This is a genomic window from Pilosibacter rotomagensis, from assembly GCF_045062245.2.
In the GTDB taxonomy this organism is placed as follows: domain Bacteria; phylum Bacillota; class Clostridia; order Lachnospirales; family Lachnospiraceae; genus Pilosibacter.
In genome coordinates this window covers 94404-113694 of record NZ_CM170323.1, presented here as the reverse complement: position 1 = coordinate 113694, position 19291 = coordinate 94404, and the positions used below count along the sequence as shown (strand labels likewise).

Here is a 19291-nt window from a genome sequence, read left to right as displayed (position 1 = left end):
GGTCATACTTCTCACACAATCGCTGAGCCAGGTATGTTTACCTGGCTCCGATCGTTACCTGATACTCTATTTCTTTATATTCATCAATAGACTTCCGTTTTACTGTAACTTTCACGGTATCCCCGGTCTTTGTCTCCTCCAGCCGGTTCTGGAAGTCCCGGATCGTCTGGATCTCCAGATCATCAAACTTTGTCAGGATATCCCCGTTCTGGATTCCCACATTATAAGCCGGCCCATCTGCAATGGAATCTGTAATATACACACCGCTCGGGATCCCGCTCTCCATCATCGCGGAGGTCACATCCTGGCCGCGGATTCCAAAATACGGAGCGGACTGTCCGTTTGTGAGTTTCTGGAGCACGCCCTTGTACTCCGAGATCGGCATTGCCATCGTCCTATCTTCCGCCTGTGTGTTGTCCCCGGCCTGATAAATGGACGTCGCCCAACCCACAAGCTGACCGGAAAGATTTATAAGGAATGTTCCCTCATCCGCATGACTCTCAAATTCTGTATACAGGATACGGGTCTGACCGTCCACTGCCTGGACACCTTTCGCCACATAGGAGATCAGTCCCTGTTTGACGGAATGGACATGTCCGGACGGACTTCCCACTGCGAGGACCATGTCCCCGGTGCGGACGGAATAGGAATTTCCAAGCTCCACCGCCTTCATCCAGTTTACCGTCTGTTCTTCAATATCAGCGATCTTCGCACTGACAACCGCCATCCCGGCTGTTGAATCCTGGGATTTTAATTCCACTGCCGCTATTGATCCATCCCCGAAGGTCACACGCAGGGAATCAGCTCCCGCCACTGCGCTCTGTTCTGTTAAGATCAGCGCTTCGCTTGGGTTTACCGCGATAATGATCCCGGCGTACTGTCCCGTCGTCTCGATAGGGTTGTCAAACCAGTCCACATCGTTTTTCACCGCCGAGACTGTCACGATGCTTTTTTCTGATTCCAGGTAGATGTTCCGGAACGCATCGTTGAACTCGGTCAGGTTTTTCGTCGTCCAGGGGAATTTTTCCATGGCATCCCCAACGATCTTTTCCACCTCGTCCTTCAGGTCTTCCGAGCGGATCCCCTCTCCTGTGGTCTCCGCCATCGTCTCCACCGGTGTCGGCTCGCCGGACGGATCCTGATCGCGCTCGATCGTGATCGGCGCGGATGTTGCCGGCTGGTCTTTTCCCAGGATTTTTTTTGCTGTCGGAAGGGATACCACAAAGCTTACCGCCGCAACGCCGCCGAAAACAACCGCAAAAAGAACATAGCACAGGATCCGGCCTGCGGCCCTGCGCTTATCGATCGGGGGTTTTACGATCTTTTCTCTCATAAAATTTTTTTCGTTAGGTGTATCTGACATGAAAAAATCTCCTTTTCATATCTCGCAGCAATCCGGAATTCTTTCTGCTGCGGGCAAATATCCATCAAGATCCTGTCACATTTGCGGATTCTTTGCTTTTAGCCTATCTTTTTTCCATTATAATTTTTTTCTACTTATTATGCAAGAAAAACTTGGCATCCACGGGTCCTGAGTGAGAGCATCCCTGTTACTTTTCACAGGAAAAAATCCCTATGATATTTGAACTGTTTGTGTTATACTTTTTCTGTGCAGACAGGCATCTTCGCCTGAAATCTCTGCATATTCCATAAAAAGGAATCTTGTTACCGGACACGGGCGTCCCTGCCCGCGCACTGTAACTGGCAGTGAATGAAATCAAATATCTGCCATTGAAAGGAAAAAGGATCGACCTATGAATCAGAAAGTATTAAAAACACTTGAATATTATAAAATCATTGAACGCCTGACTGACTGTGCGGCGTCTGAACCCGGAAAGAAGATGTGCCGGGAACTGACCCCGTCCTCAGATTTCAACGAGATCGTTCAGGCGCAGACCGAGACTGCGGACGCTGTGACCCGTGTCCGCCAGAAAGGAAGTCTCTCACTGGCCGGAGTCCGGGATGTGAGAGATTCTTTAAAACGCCTGGAGATCGGCAGTTCCTTAAGCATTATGGAACTCCTCTCCGTCAGCGGACTTCTGACATGCGCGGCGCGTGCGAAAAACTACGGCCGTCACCCGGAAAATACAGAGCTGCCTGACGATTCTCTTGATGAGATGTTCCGGACACTGGAACCGCTGACAAATATCAACAGTGAGATCACCCGCTGTATTCTCGGAGAAGATGAGATCGCCGATGACGCAAGTCCGGGACTCCACCATGTCCGCCGCCAGATGAAGATCACCGCGGACAAAGTCCACACTCAGCTGAACGCGATCTTAAATTCCAGCCGGACCATGCTGCAGGACGCCGTAATTACGATGCGCGACGGGCGTTACTGTCTCCCGGTCCGCGCGGAGTACAAGAGCCAGTTTGCCGGAATGGTCCACGACCAGTCCTCCACCGGTTCCACACTCTTTATCGAGCCGATGGCGATCATCAAATTGAACAATGAGCTGCGTGAACTGGAATTAAAAGAGCAGAAAGAGATCGAGATGATCCTGGCTGCCCTGAGTACCGAACTTGTTCCGTATATCGAGCCGATCACAACAGATTTTGAGATCCTGACAAAGCTGGATTTCATCTTCGCGAAGGCGGCCCTGGCCAGGATCTACAACTGTTCCATGCCGAAATTCAACCGGAAAGGTTACATCCATATCAAAGACGGCCGTCATCCGCTCCTCGACCCGAAAAAGGTCGTTCCGATCAATATCTGGATGGGAAGAGATTTCGACCTGCTGATCGTGACCGGACCGAATACCGGCGGTAAGACCGTCTCCCTAAAGACGGTCGGCCTGTTTACCCTGATGGGACAGTCCGGACTTCAGATCCCGGCTTTTGACGGATCAGAACTTTCCGTCTTCGATGAAGTCTTCGCGGATATCGGCGACGAGCAGAGCATCGAGCAGAGTTTAAGTACCTTCTCCGCCCATATGACGAATATCGTGAAGATCTTAAATCAGGCAGACAGCCACTCTCTCTGTCTTTTCGATGAGCTGTGTGCCGGAACAGACCCGACGGAAGGTGCCGCACTGGCGATCTCCATCCTGTCCTTCCTTCACAATATGAAGTGCCGGACCATGGCGACCACCCACTACAGTGAGTTAAAGGTATTTGCCCTGTCTACTCCGGGTGTCGAAAATGCATGCTGCGAGTTCAATGTCGAGACACTTCGTCCGACCTACAAGCTCCTCATCGGAATTCCGGGAAAGAGCAACGCGTTCGCGATCTCCAAGCAGCTCGGTCTGCCGGATTATATTATCGACGACGCGAAAACACACCTCGAATCCAATGATGAGGCATTTGAGGATCTTCTCGCGAACCTCGAACAGAGCCGCGTGACGATCGAGAAAGAGCGTGAAGAGATTGCAAGCTATAAAGAAGAAATCTCCCGCTTAAAGAAGAATATCGAGCAGAAGGAAGAGCGTCTTGACGAGCGGAAAGAAAAGCTCTTAAAGAATGCCAACGAGGAAGCACAGCGGATCCTGCGCGAAGCAAAGGAGACCGCTGACCAGACGATCCGGAATATCAACAAGCTCGCCGCAAGTTCCGGTGTCGGAAAAGAACTGGAAGCCGAACGGACAAAGCTCCGCGAAAAGTTGGACAAAGTCGATAAAAACTTAAGTCTCAAGAACAATAAGGGACCGAAAAAGACGATCTCGCCGAAGAAATTAAAGATCGGCGACGGTGTCAAAGTTCTCACGATGAACTTAAAGGGAACTGTCAGCACACTGCCGAACGCAAAAGGCGATCTCTATGTGCAGATGGGGATCCTGCGCTCCCTTGTGAATATCAAAGATCTGGAACTTTTAGACGAGGCATCCGTATCCGGACCGGGACTCGATCCGGCTGCCATGAAGCGGAACAACACGGGAAGCGGAAAGATCAAGATGGCGAAGTCCTTCTCTGTCTCCCCGGAAGTCAATCTGATCGGAATGACCACGGACGAGGCGATGCCTGTCCTCGACAAATATCTGGATGACGCTTACCTCGCCCATCTTCCGCAGGTCCGCGTTGTACACGGACGGGGAACCGGTGCTCTGAGAGCTGCGGTCCATAAGCATCTGAAAAAGCTCAAATATGTGAAAGAATTCCGGCTCGGTGAGTTCGGAGAAGGTGATACGGGAGTTACTATTGTGACCTTCAAGTAACTTTTAATCGAAACTACCTTGGATTTTGCCAGAGCGATGCTGCTTTGAAGTTATGTCAACCGCAAAGGTTTCGATTTTACCTGAAATCATATAGGAAATGGAAACCTGCCCTGCTTTACAGGCAAAAATCTCAATCTTTACGATAAACTTTAGAAGGAGGAGACCTCCATGGTCGATAAACAGAGAATTCTCATCGTTGATGATGACGAGAATATTGCAGAGTTAATTTCCCTCTACCTGATGAAAGAATGTTATGATACAAAGATCGTCGGGGACGGAGAATCCGCCCTGAAGGAGGTTCCGGTCTTTAAGCCGAACCTGATCCTTCTCGACCTGATGCTGCCGGGCATGGATGGCTATCAGGTCTGCCGGGAGATCCGAACGACCTCCCAGGTACCGATCATCATGCTGTCCGCAAAGGGCGAGGTCTTCGACAAAGTTTTAGGTCTGGAGCTCGGTGCTGACGACTATATGATCAAGCCCTTCGATTCAAAAGAACTTGTCGCCAGAGTCAAGGCTGTTCTCCGCCGTTATCAGGCGGCTCCGGTCAGCATATCCGCTGCGACAAAACAGCAGGGCGAATATGTGGAGTATCCGAACCTGATCGTCAACCTGACGAACTATTCAGTCCTCTATAAAGGCCATTCGGTCGACATGCCGCCAAAGGAGCTGGAACTCTTATATTTCCTTGCTTCCTCCCCGAATCAGGTCTTCACCCGTGAGCAGCTGCTGGACCATATCTGGGGATATGAGTATATCGGCGATACCCGGACCGTAGACGTCCACATCAAACGCCTTCGCGAGAAGATCCGCGACGATGAAAACTGGGCGCTGTCCACCGTCTGGGGGATCGGTTATAAATTCGAGGTAAGACGATGACCCGTTCTCTTTACAGTAAATTCCTTCTGGGATATCTCGTCTTCGGTCTTCTGGGATTCATTTTTATCGCGACCATGTCCTCCGAGATCACTTACCGGTATCTTCTGGAGGAACGATCCGAATCCCTCTATGATGAGGCAAATCTTCTCGCCTCCACCTACAGCGATATCTATCAGGGAAAAAATATCAGTCTTTCGACAGCCAACCCGCAGCTACAGGCTGTCGCCACTTACTTAAAGGCCCAGGCCTGGGTCATCAACCAGAAAGGCAGCGTCGTTGCGGAGACATCTCCTGCCTCCCACATCGGCACCTCCATCGATGGTTTTGACCCCACAGCGGCGGGAAACCGCTCGTACATGACCGGCAGATTTTTCGGCATGTTTGATGAGGACATGCTGTCTGTCATCGCACCGATCACAGGAAATTTTAACACGTATGGATACGTGATGATCCACATGCCTATCGAACAGATCGTTCATGGGGAAGACCGTATTCTGAACATTGTATACATTACGGCACTGGTCATCTTCATCCTGTCCCTGATTATTCTCCTCGTCTTCACAAAAACCGTTTTCTTCCCTTTAAAGAAGATCACGGAAGGCGCAAAAGAATATGCGGCCGGGAACTTAAATCACACGATCAAGGTAACTTCCGCCGACGAGATGGGATATCTTGCTAATACTTTAAATTATATGTCCAGTGAGTTAAATAAAATGGAGGAATACCAACACTCCTTCATCGCGAACGTCTCCCATGACTTCCGCTCCCCGCTGACCTCGATCAAAGGATACCTCGAGGCGATCAAGGACGGAACGATCCCGCCGGAACTTTACGACAAATACCTCGGCATTCTGATCTCTGAAACCGAGCGTCTGAACAAGCTCACGCAGGGCATGCTGACGTTAAACTCTCTCGACAGCAAAGGATTCCTGACCCGCAGCAACTTCGACATCAACCGCGTTATTAAAGATACTGCGGCAACCTTTGAAGGAACCTGCAATGCAAAGGATATCGTTCTCGATCTCACCTTCGCTGCGGATATCCAGATGGTGTATGCAGACCTCGGTAAGATCCAGCAGGTGCTCTACAATCTGATCGACAACGCCATCAAATTCAGCCGTGAGAACTCTGTAATCTATATCCAGACTTCGCTGAAGTACGAGAAAGTCTTTGTTTCCGTGAAGGATACGGGAATCGGTATTCCGAAAGAGAGTATCAAGAAGATCTGGGACCGTTTCTATAAGTCGGATCTCTCCAGAGGTAAGGATAAGAAGGGAACAGGACTCGGTCTGGCAATCGTAAAAGAGATCATACAGGCACATGGGGAAAATATTGATGTGATCAGCACCCAGGGGGTCGGATCGGAATTTATCTTTACGCTGCCGAAGGCGACGGCACTGTAATACAGCCAAACATCCGGACACAGAAATATCTATTCTGTGTCCGTTTTTTGTTACTCGCATCTCGCGCGGTCGTTTGCGACAATCTATATTTTCGCACAGTGCACAAAAAATCTCTGTCTGGACACACCTCGACGTGTCCGGGCAGAGATTTTTATTTCTGTCAATTTCTTTAGTTTCCTTAGATTTCTTTCATCTTCGTCCTGGTCGCATGAACAACCACCTTCATGCTTTGTTATTTTTTATGATCGGCCGGACATCATATCAAGTCCTGTCATTGCCAGCACCTTTACTGCGGCAGTGAGAGCACGTCTTCCTGCTTCGCCTCCTGCAGCGTCCGCAAATGCTGCTGTATGGGTTCCTAATCCTTCGCCCACACCGATATAGAACTGGGCTGCAGGGAGTGCCTGAGTTACATTGCCGACATCCGTGGATCCGATTCCCTGAGTCAGATCCCGCGGAATGTGGTGTTCTCCGATCAGATCCATATTTTTCTCCACTGCCGTCACAAGTTCCCGGTTGTTGCGCACATCCTTAATGAGATAACCGTCCTGTTTGATCTCAACCTCTACACCAGCGCAAATCGCCGCACCCTTTGCACAGCGGTCAATGACTGCAATCACTTCTTCTAAATAGCCTGCGTCTAATGCCCGGATATTAAACCGGCATACAGCTTTCTCCGGAACAATATTCACAACGGTTCCGCCCTCCAGGATAATTCCATGAACCCTCGTGTAATCCTTAAAATGAAGTCTCTGGGAATCTACCGCATGGAACATCTGGAGAACTCCGTTTAATGCACTGGCCCCCATCCACGGGCACGCTGCGGTATGTGCCGGTTTTCCGGTGAAGGTATATGTCTTATTTACGGCTGCAAATGAGATATCATCTGCCATGGACATATCACTCGGATGCATGATCAGCGCCATATCCACACCATCGAAGATTCCTTCGTCCAGCATCGTGATCTTTCCGCTTCCGTTTTCCTCTGCCGGTGTTCCAAGAACCTTCAGGGTTCCGCCGATCCCGTATTTTTCCATGATCTCTTTTAATATCACACCGGCGCCGGCTCCGCTGGTGCCGATCAGATTGTGTCCGCATGCATGTCCAATTTCAGGGAGTGCGTCGTACTCGCACATAAACGCAAAGGTCATTCCCGGCTTTCCGCTCCGGTATTCTGCCACAAATGCGGTCTCCAGAGAGCCGGCTCCCCGCTGTACTTTAAAACCATGCTTTTCCAACAGCCCGCATAGCTGATCCTGCGCCAGCGTTTCATGGTATGCCAGCTCCGGATGAGCAAATATGTATGCACTGACCGTCTCAAACTCATCCCGGTGTTTCTCCGCCAATGTTTCGATCTCGTGCTTTACCTGTGTAAGCTCCATCGTCATTTCCTCCTGTTATTCCCGATATTATATCCACTATTATACCGCGGCTGCTCTTGATTTCTCAAGCACTGATCACATAAATTTCCCACTCTGGCACAGATGGGACCTTGCTTTTCGTCCATTGAATCTCCTTGCGTTTCATGATAAAATATAGTCATCTGCTCAATCATTTCTAACTGCTCGAGAGGAGGACATAATTATGAATTCTATTTCTATCACCTGGAATGGTCATTCCTGTTTTACCGTTGAAAAAGATGGGTTTTCCATTGTTTTTGATCCATATGGCCCAAATACGGTACCGGGACTCGCGCCGCTTTCCCTCACCGCAGACATGGTACTCTGCAGCCACGAACATAGTGACCACGGGTACACGGACGCAGTGACCTTAAAGCACAGCGGGACAAAGAACCCGTTTTCCATCACGAAAATTGACACCTGGCATGACCCGGAACAGGGAGCCCTCCGTGGACCGAACCGGATCCACATTTTAGAATCAGATGGACTTAAAATTGCCCATATGGGTGACATCGGATGTCCTCTTACCAGAGAACAAAAGGATCTGTTAAAGCATCTCGACGCGATCCTGATCCCAGTCGGCGGCTACTACACCATCGACGCGGCGCAGGCGAAGGCTGTGGTGGATGACCTCGCTCCCCGCGTTGTGATCCCGATGCATTACCGCTCCGACCACTTTGGCTATCCGGTGATCGGACGGCTGGAGGAATTTACGGGACTCTGCCGGAATGTAGTGGAGTACGATTCCAATGCACTGCTCCTGACGGCTGAGACAAGACCGCAGACAGCGGTTTTAAAGCTGTAATAAACCGATAAGTTCCATTTTTGCTGCAGTTTTCCGTGATGATCCGACCGGCAGTGTAAAAATACAGCTGTCATGTCCGTTCAAATACAGAGTTTAACTGCAGCAATTTTTATGGCCTTTTCCCGGCGTTGGAAAGCATCATAATTTTATAACTTTAAGTTATGTGCCATATCAATACGCGCCATTTTATTTATGCCTAATCCTATGCTATAATGAGGAAACGAAAGAATTCATGAACTGTTAAGGCGGCTGACGGTCTGGATTTTTGCAGCTGTCTTTTAATATTTCTTAGATAAGAAAGGAACATATAAAGTCATGGCAGAAGGAACGATCTTTAAATTTCATAATGACCTTGATACCGATCAGATCATTGCATCCCAGTATCTGCTCTTACCAAATCTGGAAGAGATGAAAGAGCACACATTCGAGTCTCTTGACCCGGATTTCCCGAAAAAAGTAAGACCTGGTGATTTTGTTGTCGGCGGCGAGAACTTCGGCTGCGGTTCTTCCAGAGAACAGGCACCGGGCGTCTTAAAAGCTCTCGGCGTACAGGCTGTTGTTGCGAAATCCTTCGCGAGGATCTTCTACAGAAATGCCATCAACATCGGACTTCCGGTCATCGTCTGTAAAGACCTGCCGGATGATGTAAAGACCGGTGACACCATGGAACTTTCCATGTCTGACGGAACTGCCCACGCAAACGGAAAGACATATTCCTGCACAAAGCTGCCGGAATACATGCAGAACATCTTAAATCAGGGCGGACTGATCGCTTCTTTAAACCGTGAGGAGGACTAAGACAATGGGAATGACGATTGCAGAAAAGATCATTGCGGCGGCAGCCGGAGTTGACTACGTAAAACCGGGAGATATCCATACTGTAACATTAGACCGTATGATGAGTAACGACGGAACTACCCATCTGACCGTTGACATGTACCGCAATAAATTAAAACATCCGCATATCGCGGACACAAAGAAGATGGTATTCATTGTAGACCACAATGTTCCGTCCGACTGCCCGAAGACAGCGGCATCCCAGAAGAAGATGCGCGACTTCGCGAAGGAAAACAACATTGATTTCTGGGAGGGAAAAGGCGTCTGCCACCAGGTTATGATGGAACATTATGTCTGCCCGGGCGAGCTGATCTTCGGTGCTGACAGCCACACCTGCTCTTACGGCGCTCTCGGTGCCTTCGGTACCGGCGTTGGCTGTACCGACCTTCTCTACGGCATGGTGACAGGCAAATCCTGGGTTCTCGTTCCGGAGACTGTAAAATTCAACCTCGTCGGAAAGCTGCCGGAAGGCGTTTACGCGAGAGACCTGATCTTGACCATCATCGGCACCATCGGCGCAAACGGCTGCAACTACCAGGTTATGGAGTTCACCGGTGACGGTGCAAAGAGCTTAAGCATCAGTGAGCGTATGGTCCTCTGCAACATGGCTGTCGAGGCAGGTGCAAAGACCGGTATCTTTGAGCCGGACGAGAAAGCCATCGAATATCTGGAAGCTCACGGAAGAAAGCCGAAGGCACTCTTCACAAGCGACCCGGACGCAGTCTACGCAAGAGAATATACCTTTGACCTCTCCAAGATCCGTCCGGTAGTGGCGAAACCAGACTTCGTTGATAATCTGGTTCCGGCTGAGGAAGTCCGCGGCGTGAAGATCGACGAGGCATTCTTAGGTTCCTGCAACAACGGACGTATCGAGGATCTGAGAGTCGGCGCTTCCATCTTAAAGGGCAGACATGTTGCAGAAAAGGTTCGTTTTCTTGTCGTTCCGGCAAGTCAGACCGTTTATCTTCAGGCATTGAAGGAAGGGCTGATCGACACCTTTATTGAGGGCGGCGCGATCGTCATGAACCCGAACTGCAGCGTATGCTGGGGCAGCTGCCAGGGTGTGATCGGCGAGAACGAAGTCCTGATCAGCACCGGTACGAGAAACTTCAAGGGCCGCGCAGGTCATCCGAGCTCCAAGGTATATCTTGGATCCGCTGCGACGGTTACGGCATCTGCTATTAAAGGCGAAATTGCATTAGCGAGTGATTTATAATCTGCACCGATTTGTAAAGACTATTTTCACTTCTGCCTGTACTTTTATACAGGCAGAAGTGTCGTTCCACCAGTAATGCCCCTATACATAGAATAAATGTAACTATTCAGTACCTTCATAGTTACGTGCAAAAATCCATTCCAGATCAGCTTCGCTGATGGGATTTTTGCCTTCCAGCCTATGTTTTCTTACGGTCAGCGCAGCAAGTGCGCAGACCTACTGAACAGTTACGGATAAATTACTTATTGGTATTTGCCAGAATGATACGGCAATATGCATTTTTGAATATGATCACTATATTTGTATAGAAATCGAGGATATTTACATGGAAAAAATGACTGGAAAGGTCTGGGTTCTGGGCGATGACATCGACACCGATATCATCATCCCGACCGAGTACCTTGCATTAAAGACCATTGACGATATGAAACAGTATGGATTTTCCCCGCTCCGCCCGGAGCTGGCTGCCCAGATCAAGCCCGGTGACATCATCGTTGCTGGAAAAAACTTCGGCTGCGGTTCTTCCAGAGAACAGGCACCGGAGATCATCAAAGCGTTGGGAATCCAGTGCGTGATCGCGAAATCCTTCGCGAGGATCTTCTTCCGCAACTCCATCAACAACGGCCTGCTCCTCATCGAACAGCCGACACTCTACGATGACATCAAAGAGGGCGATACCGTATCCGTTGTGATGAACGAGCACATCGACTACAACGGAAACGAGTACCCGATTGCGTCTCTTCCTGAGAATCTGATGGACATTATCCGCGCAGGCGGCCTTGTCAAGGCCATGCGCAAGCTGAATGGTTTGGACTGAACGGGAGGAAAACGAAATGGGAAAGACTGTAATTGAGAAGATCGTTGAACATAACACCGGCAGGTCCGTAAAGCCGGGTGATATCGTGACCGTAAATGTTGACCGCGTCATGATCCACGACATTTTTATTCCGTTCGTGGCAGAGAAATTTAAAGAGATGGGCTTTGAAAAACTGTGGGATCCGGATAAGGTCGTTCTGATCTACGACCACCTTGTTCCGGCAAGCCAGCTTGACGATACAAGACATTTCCATGTCGGCGATGCGTTTGCCGCAAAATACGGCATGACCCACGTCCACAGAAGCGACGGAATCTGCCACCAGTTGATGACAGAAGCCGGATATGTAAAACCGGGCGATGTTTCCTTCGGTACAGACAGCCACACAACGACCTACGGCTGTGTCGGCGCATTCTCCTCCGGAATCGGATATACGGAGATGGCCAGCATCCTGGGAACCGGAACCATGTGGATCCGTGTGCCGGAGACCATCAAAGTCGTCATCAACGGAAAACTGCCGGAGAATGTTATGTCCAAGGACGTAATTCTCCGTCTCATCGGTGATCTCGGTGCGGACGGCGCTACTTATAAGGCTCTGGAGTTCTCCGGAAGCGCAGTGGAGAGCATGACAGTCGCAAGCCGTATGACGATCTCCAACATGGCCATTGAGGCCGGCGCAAAGTGCGCTCTGTTCACACCGGACAAGAAGACGGCGGAATACTGCAATGTTACCTTAAATGACTACCAGAAGAGTCTTTTCGGCGACGCAGACGCAAATTACTGCCGCGTGATGGAATACAACGCCGAGGACTTCGTTCCGGTTATGGCATGTCCGTCCCAGGTCGACAAGATCCGCAATGTCAGCGAACTTGAGGGCACAGAGATCGATCAGGTATTTATCGGTTCCTGCACAAACGGACGTCTTGAGGATCTGGCTGCGGCTGCGGAAGTTTTAAAGGGCAGACAGGTTGCAAAATTTGTAAAGCTCATCGTGACTCCGGCAAGCCGCAAGATCTACAAACAGGCTGCTGATCTCGGAATCCTCGAGACTCTGGCCGAGGCAGGCGCTATGATCACCCACCCGGGCTGCGGCCTCTGCTGCGGACGCGCGGGCGGTATCCTGACTGACGGTGAACGTGTTGTCGCTACCAACAACCGCAACTTCCTTGGACGTATGGGAACATCCAAAGTCCAGATCTATCTCGCCTCCCCGAGAACGGCTGCGGCATGCGCGGTGGCCGGTAAGATCGTTTGTCCGGAATAGGAAAAAACGCGTCGGCAACTGTAAGCAAATCGAGCATCTGTCGGTATCATCCCATTGAAATACAAAAATCCGGTAATCAGAATATCACGCAGCCATACATTGCGGTTATCTCTGATTACCGGATTTTTATTATATAATTTTTATCACGCTTTCTCCAGCTTTCTGAGTGCTTTCCTGAACTGGATCGAGAACAAAATCGCCGTGAATGTCACTGCAATCGCATCTGCGATCGGCTCCGCCATGTAGACGCCCATGGTCTTGTTGCTGACAAACATCGGAACGATGAAGATTAACGGAAGCAGAAGCACGAATTTACGCACAACCGCCACAATAATTGAGCATACCGCATATCCGATGGCAACGAAGGTCATCTGGCAGGCGAGCTGGATTCCAAAGAGGAACATCGCACCGCAGTAGATCCGCAGAGCGCCTGCGGTGAAGGAAACGAGTTCTGGATCGGAGCTGAAGATTCCCGCGAAGGTTGCCGGGAAAAGCTGAACAAAGAGCCAGAACAACGTGGAATAGATCAGGGAGATCACGAGATGGAGCTTGAATGTCTTCTTCATACGGTCGATATTTCTCGCTCCGTAGTTATAGCTCATGATCGGCTGTGCGCCCTGTCCGATTCCCTGAAGCGGCAGCATTGCAAACTGCATCGTACTTGTAAGGATCGTCATGGCACCGACTGCCAGATCTCCGCCGTACTTTAACAGGGAAGAGTTAAAGCATACCGAGATAACACTCTCACTGGACTGCATCACAAATGTGGAAAGTCCCAGCGCAAGACACGGAAAAACGATAGACGGAACCGGCTTTAAATACTCCTTTTTGATCCGTAAGAAGGTCTTCTTTCCGGTCAGGAACGCGAGAACCCATCCGCAGGATACCGCCTGAGAGATGATCGTCGCAAGAGCCGCACCCTTTACGCCCATGCCAAACCCGAAGATAAAGATCGGGTCCAGAATGATGTTGCAGACAGCTCCGATGGTAACCGTCAGCATACTGGTCTTTGAAAATCCCTGGGCCGTGATGAACATGTTCATGCCTAACGTCATCTGGACAAAGATCGTTCCGACAGCGTAAATACTCATGTAATCAGCGGCATAGTCGATGGTGTTTTCACTGGCTCCAAAAGTCAAGAGCATGGAGCGGCCAAACAACAGTAAGACTGCTGTCAGGATCGCAGAAATGATGATCTGAACCGTAAAACAGCCGCTGAGAATCTTTTCCGCGGAATCCATATCGTCTTTTCCCATAAAGATCGACGCTCTCGGTGCACCGCCGGAGCCGACGAGAGCCGCAAAGGCGGAGACCACCATGATGATCGGCAGGCAGACACCGACACCGGTCAGGGCGAGACTTCCACTTCCCGGGATATGTCCAATGTAGATCCGGTCAACGATATTGTACAGCATGTTGACGATCTGTGCGATGACAGATGGAACGGCAAGCTTAAAGAGGAGTTTTCCGATCGGCTCTGTCCCAAGAAATTCTTTACTGTTGTTCATGCAGTTTTCCTTCTTTCCTGTAATCTGAGATGTTTGAATTGATCCGGTTCATAAGTTCGAACAGCATCCGGTGCTCTTCCGGGGTGAATCCTCGGCAGATGATCTCGGCGGCCCGTTTCTGGACGTTTTTCCCGTCAGAGACCATCGGCGCAGCAGCGTCCGTGAGTTTCAGATGGATCGTCCGCCGGTCCGTCCCATAATATTCCCCGGTGAGCAGTCCGCGCTCTTCCAATGAGCGGACAGACATGGAGACATGGGACTTTGTGAACGCCCGCTTCTTGATGATCTGGGCGGCGGTGTCGCACTCCGGATTGTTGGCGAGAAACAGCAGGATATTGAATTCCATCTGGGTCAGCCCGTATTTTTTGCAGACCGGATCAATGAGCCCCGTATAGAAATCCCGGCTGTCCGCCATAAAATCAACAAATTTCATGTGTATCACCTCTGGTTCAAAAGTGAACTGTTCTATTTAGAACTATATTAGTATACAGGACTATTCTTAAAAAGTCAAGATCAGCGGCAGTTCTAAGCCTATCCAGATGCCATAGCCAGACTTCATTTTTCACATGATGTCCTTACCTGTACTACAGATTTTATAAAAAAAGAAGTGCCTTTTGTGAGACAGGGAATTTCTCGGAATTTCCTATTACATCAAAAAAATCCGGCAGTCAAGTTGTCTTACAGAATCAAAAATCCCTGTAAAACAACCCAACTGCCGGATCTTTCCTTTATATTCGATCTGTCTTCATATTTTAATTAAACTTCATCGAGATCCCCCGGCTCATCAGAGCATGCCAGACGATCTCCCCTGTTTCCAGAGACTTTTTCACGTCGATGATCCTCTGGTTCTCCGAACCGCGGAATGCCAGTGCCACGCTGTAGAGCTCCTGAACAAACTCGCCGTCCACGAGGACATCGATCAGGCTTAACATCTCATCCGTACACTCACATCTCGCCCGGCTCTCACCGAGAAGCTCTTTATCGAAAAGATAACCGGTATAGCACCAGATATTTTTCTTCGGGAATCTCTCGCGCACTTTCTTTAAGAACGGGAGAAGTGCCCGCTGGTTCTCCGGCTCAAAGGGTTCTCCACCGAGAAGCGATAATCCATCCACAAAATCCGGCTCCAGCGCCTTTAATAACATTTCTTCCGTCTCTTCCGTAAACGGCTTTCCATATCCGAAATCCCACGCCACATCATTAAAGCAATTTTTACAGTGATGTGTACAGCCGGACACGAAGAGAGATACGCGTACTCCCTCACCGTTTGCAATATCACATGTTTTGATCTCTCCGTAATTCATTACAGGTGCAGTACCCTTTCCTTAATTTCCTGTGTTCTGCCCTGATTCCAGAACTGTGTTCCGATGTATCCGCAGGTACGTCTTGCAACGTTGAGCTTGCTCTGGTCACGGTTTCCGCAATGCGGGCATTCCCATACGAGCTTTCCGTCATCCTCGATGATCTTGATCTCGCCGTCGTAGCCGCATACCTGACAGTAATCGCTCTTCGTATTTAACTCCGCGTACATGATATTGTCATAGATGTAGCGGATGACCTGAAGAACAGCCGGGATATTATCCTGCATGTTCGGAACTTCCACGTAGCTGATCGCTCCGCCCGGGGACAGTGCCTGAAATTCAGACTCTAATTTTAACTTACTGAAGGCGTCGATCGGTTCCGTTACATGCACATGGTAGCTGTTCGTGATGTAGTTTCTGTCGGTTACGCCCTTTACGATGCCGAAACGTCTCTGGAGACTCTTCGCAAAAGAGTAGGTTGTGGATTCCAGCGGGGTTCCGTAGATGCTGTAATCGATATTCTCCGCCTCTTTCCACTTCGTGCAGTAGTCATTTAACTTCTGCATGATCTCAAGACCAAGTTTCTTTCCTTCCGGCTCAGTTAATTTCTTCTCAATTAAGCTGTATACACATTCCCACAGGCCTGCATATCCCAGAGAAAGTGTGGAATATCCGTCATAGAGGAGCTTGTCGATGGTCTCACCTTTCTTTAAGCGGGCAAGCGCGCCATACTGCCAGAGGATCGGAGCCGCGTCGGATAAGGTTCCTTTTAATCTCTCGTGGCGGCAGCGCATTGCGCGGTGGCAGAGTTCCATTCTCTCATCAAAGATCTCCCAGAACCTGTTCATGTCTTTTCTTGCGCTGAGTCCGATATCAACAAGGTTTACCGTCACAACGCCCTGATTGAAGCGCCCATAATACTTGCGCTCGCCTTCCCGGTAGTTTCCTGCATTCGCAAGGTTTCCTTTTACGTAGGAACGGTCCGGAGTCAGGAAGGAACGGCAGCCCATGCATGTATACACATCGCCCTTTAATTCCCGCATCTTCTTCGCGGAGATGTAGTCCGGAACCATGCGCTTTGCGGTACATTTTGCCGCAAGCTCTGTTAAATAGTAATACGGCGCATCCGGAGTGATATTGTCCTCATCGAGAACATAGATCAGCTTCGGGAATGCCGGTGTGATCCATACGCCGGCTTCATTTTTAACGCCGAGATATCTCTGTTTTAAGGTCTCCTCGATGATCATCGCAAGGTCTTTTTTCTCCTGCGGATTCTTTGCCTCGTCGAGGTACATGTAAACGGTAACGAACGGTGCCTGTCCGTTTGTGGTAAGGAGTGTTACGACCTGATACTGGATCGTCTGGATTCCCTTCGTGATCTCTCTGCGGAGACGCTCCTCCGTGAGCTTATCGATCTGATCCTCTGTCACAGCAATTCCAAGATCCTTCATCTCGCCAATCACTTCCTGACGGATCTTCACTCTCGATACCTGAACGAACGGAGCGAGATGCGCAAGGCTGATGCTCTGTCCGCCGTACTGGTTGCTGGCAACCTGCGCGATGATCTGGGTCGCAATGTTGCAGGCTGTGGAGAAGCTATGCGGGCGCTCGATCAGTGTCTCGCTGATCACGGTGCCGTTCTGCAACATATCCTCCAGATTTACAAGATCGCAGTTGTGCATATGCTGTGCAAAATAGTCGGAGTCATGGAAGTGGATGATTCCCTGCTTATCCGCCTCTACAATATCTTCCGGAAGAAGAAGTCTTCTCGTGAGATCCTTGCTGACCTCTCCGGCCATATAGTCACGCTGTACGCTGTTGACCGTCGGATTCTTGTTGGAATTTTCCTGCATAACCTCTTCGTTGTTGCACTCGATCAGGGACAGGATCCGGTTGTCCGTCGTGTTTGCTTTCCGCACCAGAGAGCGGTCATAGCGGTAGCGCACATAGTTTTTTGCGATCGCAAAAGCACCGATGGCCATCAACTGGTTCTCGACCATATCCTGAATCTCCTCTACAGACACAGCACGTCCCAGCTTATTGCACTTGTACTCTACATAATCTGCGATATCCGTAAGCTGTTCCGGTGCCAGATAGGCATTTTCTGTGGCGTTGCACGCCTTCTGGACCGCATTTACGATCTTGAGCGTGTCAAAACTTTCCTCCGCTCCGTTTCTTTTGATGATCTTCATCCCTGATTCCCCGTTTCATTTCATTGTGTTGGCAGAATTGTCCGCTTTACGCACAACTGCCGTTGCCTGTTTTTCTCTTCTGTCTATTCTGCTAAAAAACACAGCTGACCTACAGGTCCGCGCATTTACCGGCCGACCTCAGGCATGTACATTTCAATTGCTGATAGTTTTCTTGGTTGTATATACAGTTTGTTTTTTTCAGAATTATACAGAAATTTTATCTGATTTAGATATTTTATGATTGATCTGTCGGACCTGCCGCCACGAGTCTCCTAAGGCGGTCATGTCATATTCCCGCCATGTTATTTTTAGTCACTCACGCGAGAACGATTCTATTATAACTGTATTGTTCCCGGATTGCAAGGAGTACTGCTATATAAATATGATATACCAAAACCATATATATGGTGAAAAATTCATGATTCAAAACTATATATTGTTGTTTTTTGAATACAATCTACAAGAAGAGTCCCCTCCGGGATCGTCCCGGAAAGCCCTGAAAAGGCATATCCCGCGAGCCATTTTTCTGCCGTTTTAAGCGTCCAGAAAGCCCGCGGGACTGTTTTCTCTGCTCTTCTTACTTAAATATGTCTGCGCCATTCTTCAAGGCGGTAACGCTGTCTTTTCTTTGCGTCCTCCAGTTGTGCCAGCATTTTCGGAATATCTTCGTTAAAAGTTCCCGCAAGCACTACATAGTTGGACGCGTGGTTTGTCCGGAAGATCGTTCCGGGAGAATCAATGTGTGTTAAAAACAGCTCCATTTCCTCCACGATCTCGTCCGGGGTGATAAGCTCCATCTCCCCGCGTTTTACTTCCTCATTCATCTGGGTTCCCTCATAGAGGCGCAATGTCAGGAAGGAGGCATACTCCGGATTCATCTGATTGATCAGCTCCGCCGACTTGATGGCATGTTCCCGGATCCCTTTTCTTCCGCCGAGGCCGGAGATCAGCGTCACAGAGGTCTTGATGCCGCAGCGCTTCAATTTCTGTCCCGCCGCCGCAATCTGGGCCGCCGTCACATCCTTATGGATATGCTCCAGAACACGGTCATCACCGGATTCCGCTCCGATATAGACCATCTCGAGTCCTGCTGCCGCTAAGGCTTTTAAATCTTCCTCAGACTTTGCCAGAACATCCTTTGCAGTCCCGTAAGAGGTGATCCGCTCCACATACGGGAAATTTTTGTGGACATAGGCTAAAAGCTCTAAAAGAAGTTCTGTCTTTACCACCAGTGCATCACCGTCCGCAAAGAATACACGGCTGACATACGGTCCGTAATAATCGCGGCATTCGTCCAGATCCTTCATGATCTCTTCTTTTGTCCGCACTCGGAATTTTTTCACCCGGTACATGTTGCAGAAGGTGCACCGGTTATGGGCACAGCCCACAGTCACCTGAATAATTAAGCTTCTCGCCTCGCTCGGCGGGCGGTATACGGTTCCTTCGTATTCCATATGATAATTTTCCTTTCCAATTTCTCTTTAACACATGCTCACATGATTCCGTAAGCACAACCCTATT

15 protein-coding genes are annotated in these 19291 nt (G+C 49.6%); 8 read left to right on the top strand and 7 right to left on the bottom strand.

The window, feature by feature from the left end:
• Nucleotides 1-37: 37 nt before the first annotated feature.
• On the bottom strand, nucleotides 38-1363 hold the full coding sequence (locus tag ACI3EW_RS00500; RefSeq protein WP_215702017.1) for a S1C family serine protease: 1326 nt from the start codon (nucleotides 1361-1363) through the stop codon (nucleotides 38-40).
• Between the two features lie 391 nt (nucleotides 1364-1754).
• On the opposite strand from ACI3EW_RS00500, the gene ACI3EW_RS00495 reads away from it, so the two are divergent.
• From ACI3EW_RS00495 to ACI3EW_RS00485, 3 genes are all read left to right on the top strand, one after another.
• The gene (locus tag ACI3EW_RS00495; RefSeq protein ID WP_405580567.1) at nucleotides 1755-4151 is read left to right on the top strand and encodes an endonuclease MutS2; all 2397 of its coding nucleotides are present in this window, start codon (nucleotides 1755-1757) and stop codon (nucleotides 4149-4151) included.
• Nucleotides 4152-4319: 168 nt separating this feature from the next.
• Complete coding sequence (locus ACI3EW_RS00490; RefSeq protein ID WP_118298216.1) at nucleotides 4320-5030, top strand: response regulator transcription factor; 711 nt, start codon at nucleotides 4320-4322, stop codon at nucleotides 5028-5030.
• Nucleotides 5027-6433 carry a HAMP domain-containing sensor histidine kinase gene (locus ACI3EW_RS00485; RefSeq protein ID WP_405580570.1) on the top strand — a complete coding sequence of 469 codons (1407 nt, stop codon included), beginning with the start codon at nucleotides 5027-5029 and terminating at the stop codon, nucleotides 6431-6433. Before ACI3EW_RS00490 ends, ACI3EW_RS00485 begins: the two co-directional genes overlap by 4 nt.
• Nucleotides 6434-6672: 239 nt before the next feature.
• On the opposite strand, the gene ACI3EW_RS00480 is transcribed toward ACI3EW_RS00485, so the two are convergent.
• Nucleotides 6673-7815, bottom strand: a complete 1143-nt coding sequence (locus tag ACI3EW_RS00480) for a M20 family metallopeptidase (protein ID WP_485663247.1) — start codon at nucleotides 7813-7815, stop codon at nucleotides 6673-6675.
• A 202-nt stretch (nucleotides 7816-8017) separates the two neighbouring features.
• On the opposite strand from ACI3EW_RS00480, the gene ACI3EW_RS00475 reads away from it, so the two are divergent.
• The 5 genes from ACI3EW_RS00475 to ACI3EW_RS00455 all read left to right on the top strand — a co-directional run bounded on the left by ACI3EW_RS00475 (nucleotide 8018) and on the right by ACI3EW_RS00455 (nucleotide 12769).
• Nucleotides 8018-8638, top strand: coding sequence for an MBL fold metallo-hydrolase (locus ACI3EW_RS00475; protein WP_405580579.1), 621 nt, complete (start codon nucleotides 8018-8020; stop codon nucleotides 8636-8638).
• 315 nt (nucleotides 8639-8953) lie between these two features.
• Complete coding sequence (locus ACI3EW_RS00470; RefSeq protein WP_405580582.1) at nucleotides 8954-9436, top strand: LeuD/DmdB family oxidoreductase small subunit; 483 nt, start codon at nucleotides 8954-8956, stop codon at nucleotides 9434-9436.
• Nucleotides 9437-9440: 4 nt separating this feature from the next.
• Nucleotides 9441-10691, top strand: a complete 1251-nt coding sequence (locus ACI3EW_RS00465; RefSeq protein WP_405580585.1) for a 3-isopropylmalate dehydratase large subunit — start codon at nucleotides 9441-9443, stop codon at nucleotides 10689-10691.
• 325 nt (nucleotides 10692-11016) lie between these two features.
• The gene (locus ACI3EW_RS00460) at nucleotides 11017-11508 is read left to right on the top strand and encodes a LeuD/DmdB family oxidoreductase small subunit (RefSeq protein ID WP_405580588.1); all 492 of its coding nucleotides are present in this window, start codon (nucleotides 11017-11019) and stop codon (nucleotides 11506-11508) included.
• A 16-nt stretch (nucleotides 11509-11524) separates the two neighbouring features.
• Entirely contained in the window at nucleotides 11525-12769 is a 1245-nt protein-coding gene (locus ACI3EW_RS00455) for a 3-isopropylmalate dehydratase large subunit (RefSeq protein ID WP_405580591.1), read from the top strand.
• Nucleotides 12770-12912: 143 nt separating this feature from the next.
• Here the strand turns inward: ACI3EW_RS00455 and ACI3EW_RS00450 are convergent, their stop codons facing one another.
• The 5 genes from ACI3EW_RS00450 to ACI3EW_RS00430 form a co-directional block, all read right to left on the bottom strand.
• Nucleotides 12913-14277 (bottom strand): MATE family efflux transporter, encoded by a 1365-nt coding sequence (locus tag ACI3EW_RS00450; protein ID WP_405580594.1) that lies wholly within the window; start codon nucleotides 14275-14277, stop codon nucleotides 12913-12915.
• The gene (locus ACI3EW_RS00445) at nucleotides 14264-14710 is read right to left on the bottom strand and encodes a MarR family winged helix-turn-helix transcriptional regulator (RefSeq protein ID WP_021903993.1); all 447 of its coding nucleotides are present in this window, start codon (nucleotides 14708-14710) and stop codon (nucleotides 14264-14266) included. The genes ACI3EW_RS00450 and ACI3EW_RS00445 overlap by 14 nt, the downstream gene beginning before the upstream one ends.
• A 319-nt stretch (nucleotides 14711-15029) precedes the next feature.
• Nucleotides 15030-15581 carry an anaerobic ribonucleoside-triphosphate reductase activating protein gene (nrdG, locus tag ACI3EW_RS00440; RefSeq protein ID WP_118532219.1) on the bottom strand — a complete coding sequence of 184 codons (552 nt, stop codon included), beginning with the start codon at nucleotides 15579-15581 and terminating at the stop codon, nucleotides 15030-15032.
• Nucleotides 15581-17770: an anaerobic ribonucleoside-triphosphate reductase gene (gene nrdD / locus ACI3EW_RS00435; RefSeq protein ID WP_117503797.1), complete on the bottom strand. Its 2190-nt coding sequence runs from the start codon at nucleotides 17768-17770 to the stop codon at nucleotides 15581-15583. Before nrdD ends, nrdG begins: the two co-directional genes overlap by 1 nt.
• A 581-nt stretch (nucleotides 17771-18351) precedes the next feature.
• Nucleotides 18352-19224 carry a B12-binding domain-containing radical SAM protein gene (locus tag ACI3EW_RS00430; RefSeq protein ID WP_117469974.1) on the bottom strand — a complete coding sequence of 291 codons (873 nt, stop codon included), beginning with the start codon at nucleotides 19222-19224 and terminating at the stop codon, nucleotides 18352-18354.
• Between the last annotated feature and the right edge of the window lie 67 nt (nucleotides 19225-19291).

Excerpts from the sequence above, each read along its gene's own strand:
- ACI3EW_RS00500 (WP_215702017.1), bottom strand. The coding sequence starts at position 1,363 with ATGTCAGATACACCTAACGAAAAAAATTTTATGAGAGAAAAGATCGTA.
- ACI3EW_RS00495 (WP_405580567.1), top strand. The coding sequence starts at position 1,755 with ATGAATCAGAAAGTATTAAAAACACTTGAATATTATAAAATCATTGAA.
- ACI3EW_RS00490 (WP_118298216.1), top strand. The coding sequence starts at position 4,320 with ATGGTCGATAAACAGAGAATTCTCATCGTTGATGATGACGAGAATATT.
- ACI3EW_RS00485 (WP_405580570.1), top strand. The coding sequence starts at position 5,027 with ATGACCCGTTCTCTTTACAGTAAATTCCTTCTGGGATATCTCGTCTTC.
- ACI3EW_RS00480 (WP_485663247.1), bottom strand. The coding sequence starts at position 7,815 with ATGGAGCTTACACAGGTAAAGCACGAGATCGAAACATTGGCGGAGAAA.
- ACI3EW_RS00475 (WP_405580579.1), top strand. The coding sequence starts at position 8,018 with ATGAATTCTATTTCTATCACCTGGAATGGTCATTCCTGTTTTACCGTT.
- ACI3EW_RS00470 (WP_405580582.1), top strand. The coding sequence starts at position 8,954 with ATGGCAGAAGGAACGATCTTTAAATTTCATAATGACCTTGATACCGAT.
- ACI3EW_RS00465 (WP_405580585.1), top strand. The coding sequence starts at position 9,441 with ATGGGAATGACGATTGCAGAAAAGATCATTGCGGCGGCAGCCGGAGTT.
- ACI3EW_RS00460 (WP_405580588.1), top strand. The coding sequence starts at position 11,017 with ATGGAAAAAATGACTGGAAAGGTCTGGGTTCTGGGCGATGACATCGAC.
- ACI3EW_RS00455 (WP_405580591.1), top strand. The coding sequence starts at position 11,525 with ATGGGAAAGACTGTAATTGAGAAGATCGTTGAACATAACACCGGCAGG.
- ACI3EW_RS00450 (WP_405580594.1), bottom strand. The coding sequence starts at position 14,277 with ATGAACAACAGTAAAGAATTTCTTGGGACAGAGCCGATCGGAAAACTC.
- ACI3EW_RS00445 (WP_021903993.1), bottom strand. The coding sequence starts at position 14,710 with ATGAAATTTGTTGATTTTATGGCGGACAGCCGGGATTTCTATACGGGG.
- nrdG (WP_118532219.1), bottom strand. The coding sequence starts at position 15,581 with ATGAATTACGGAGAGATCAAAACATGTGATATTGCAAACGGTGAGGGA.
- nrdD (WP_117503797.1), bottom strand. The coding sequence starts at position 17,770 with ATGAAGATCATCAAAAGAAACGGAGCGGAGGAAAGTTTTGACACGCTC.
- ACI3EW_RS00430 (WP_117469974.1), bottom strand. The coding sequence starts at position 19,224 with ATGGAATACGAAGGAACCGTATACCGCCCGCCGAGCGAGGCGAGAAGC.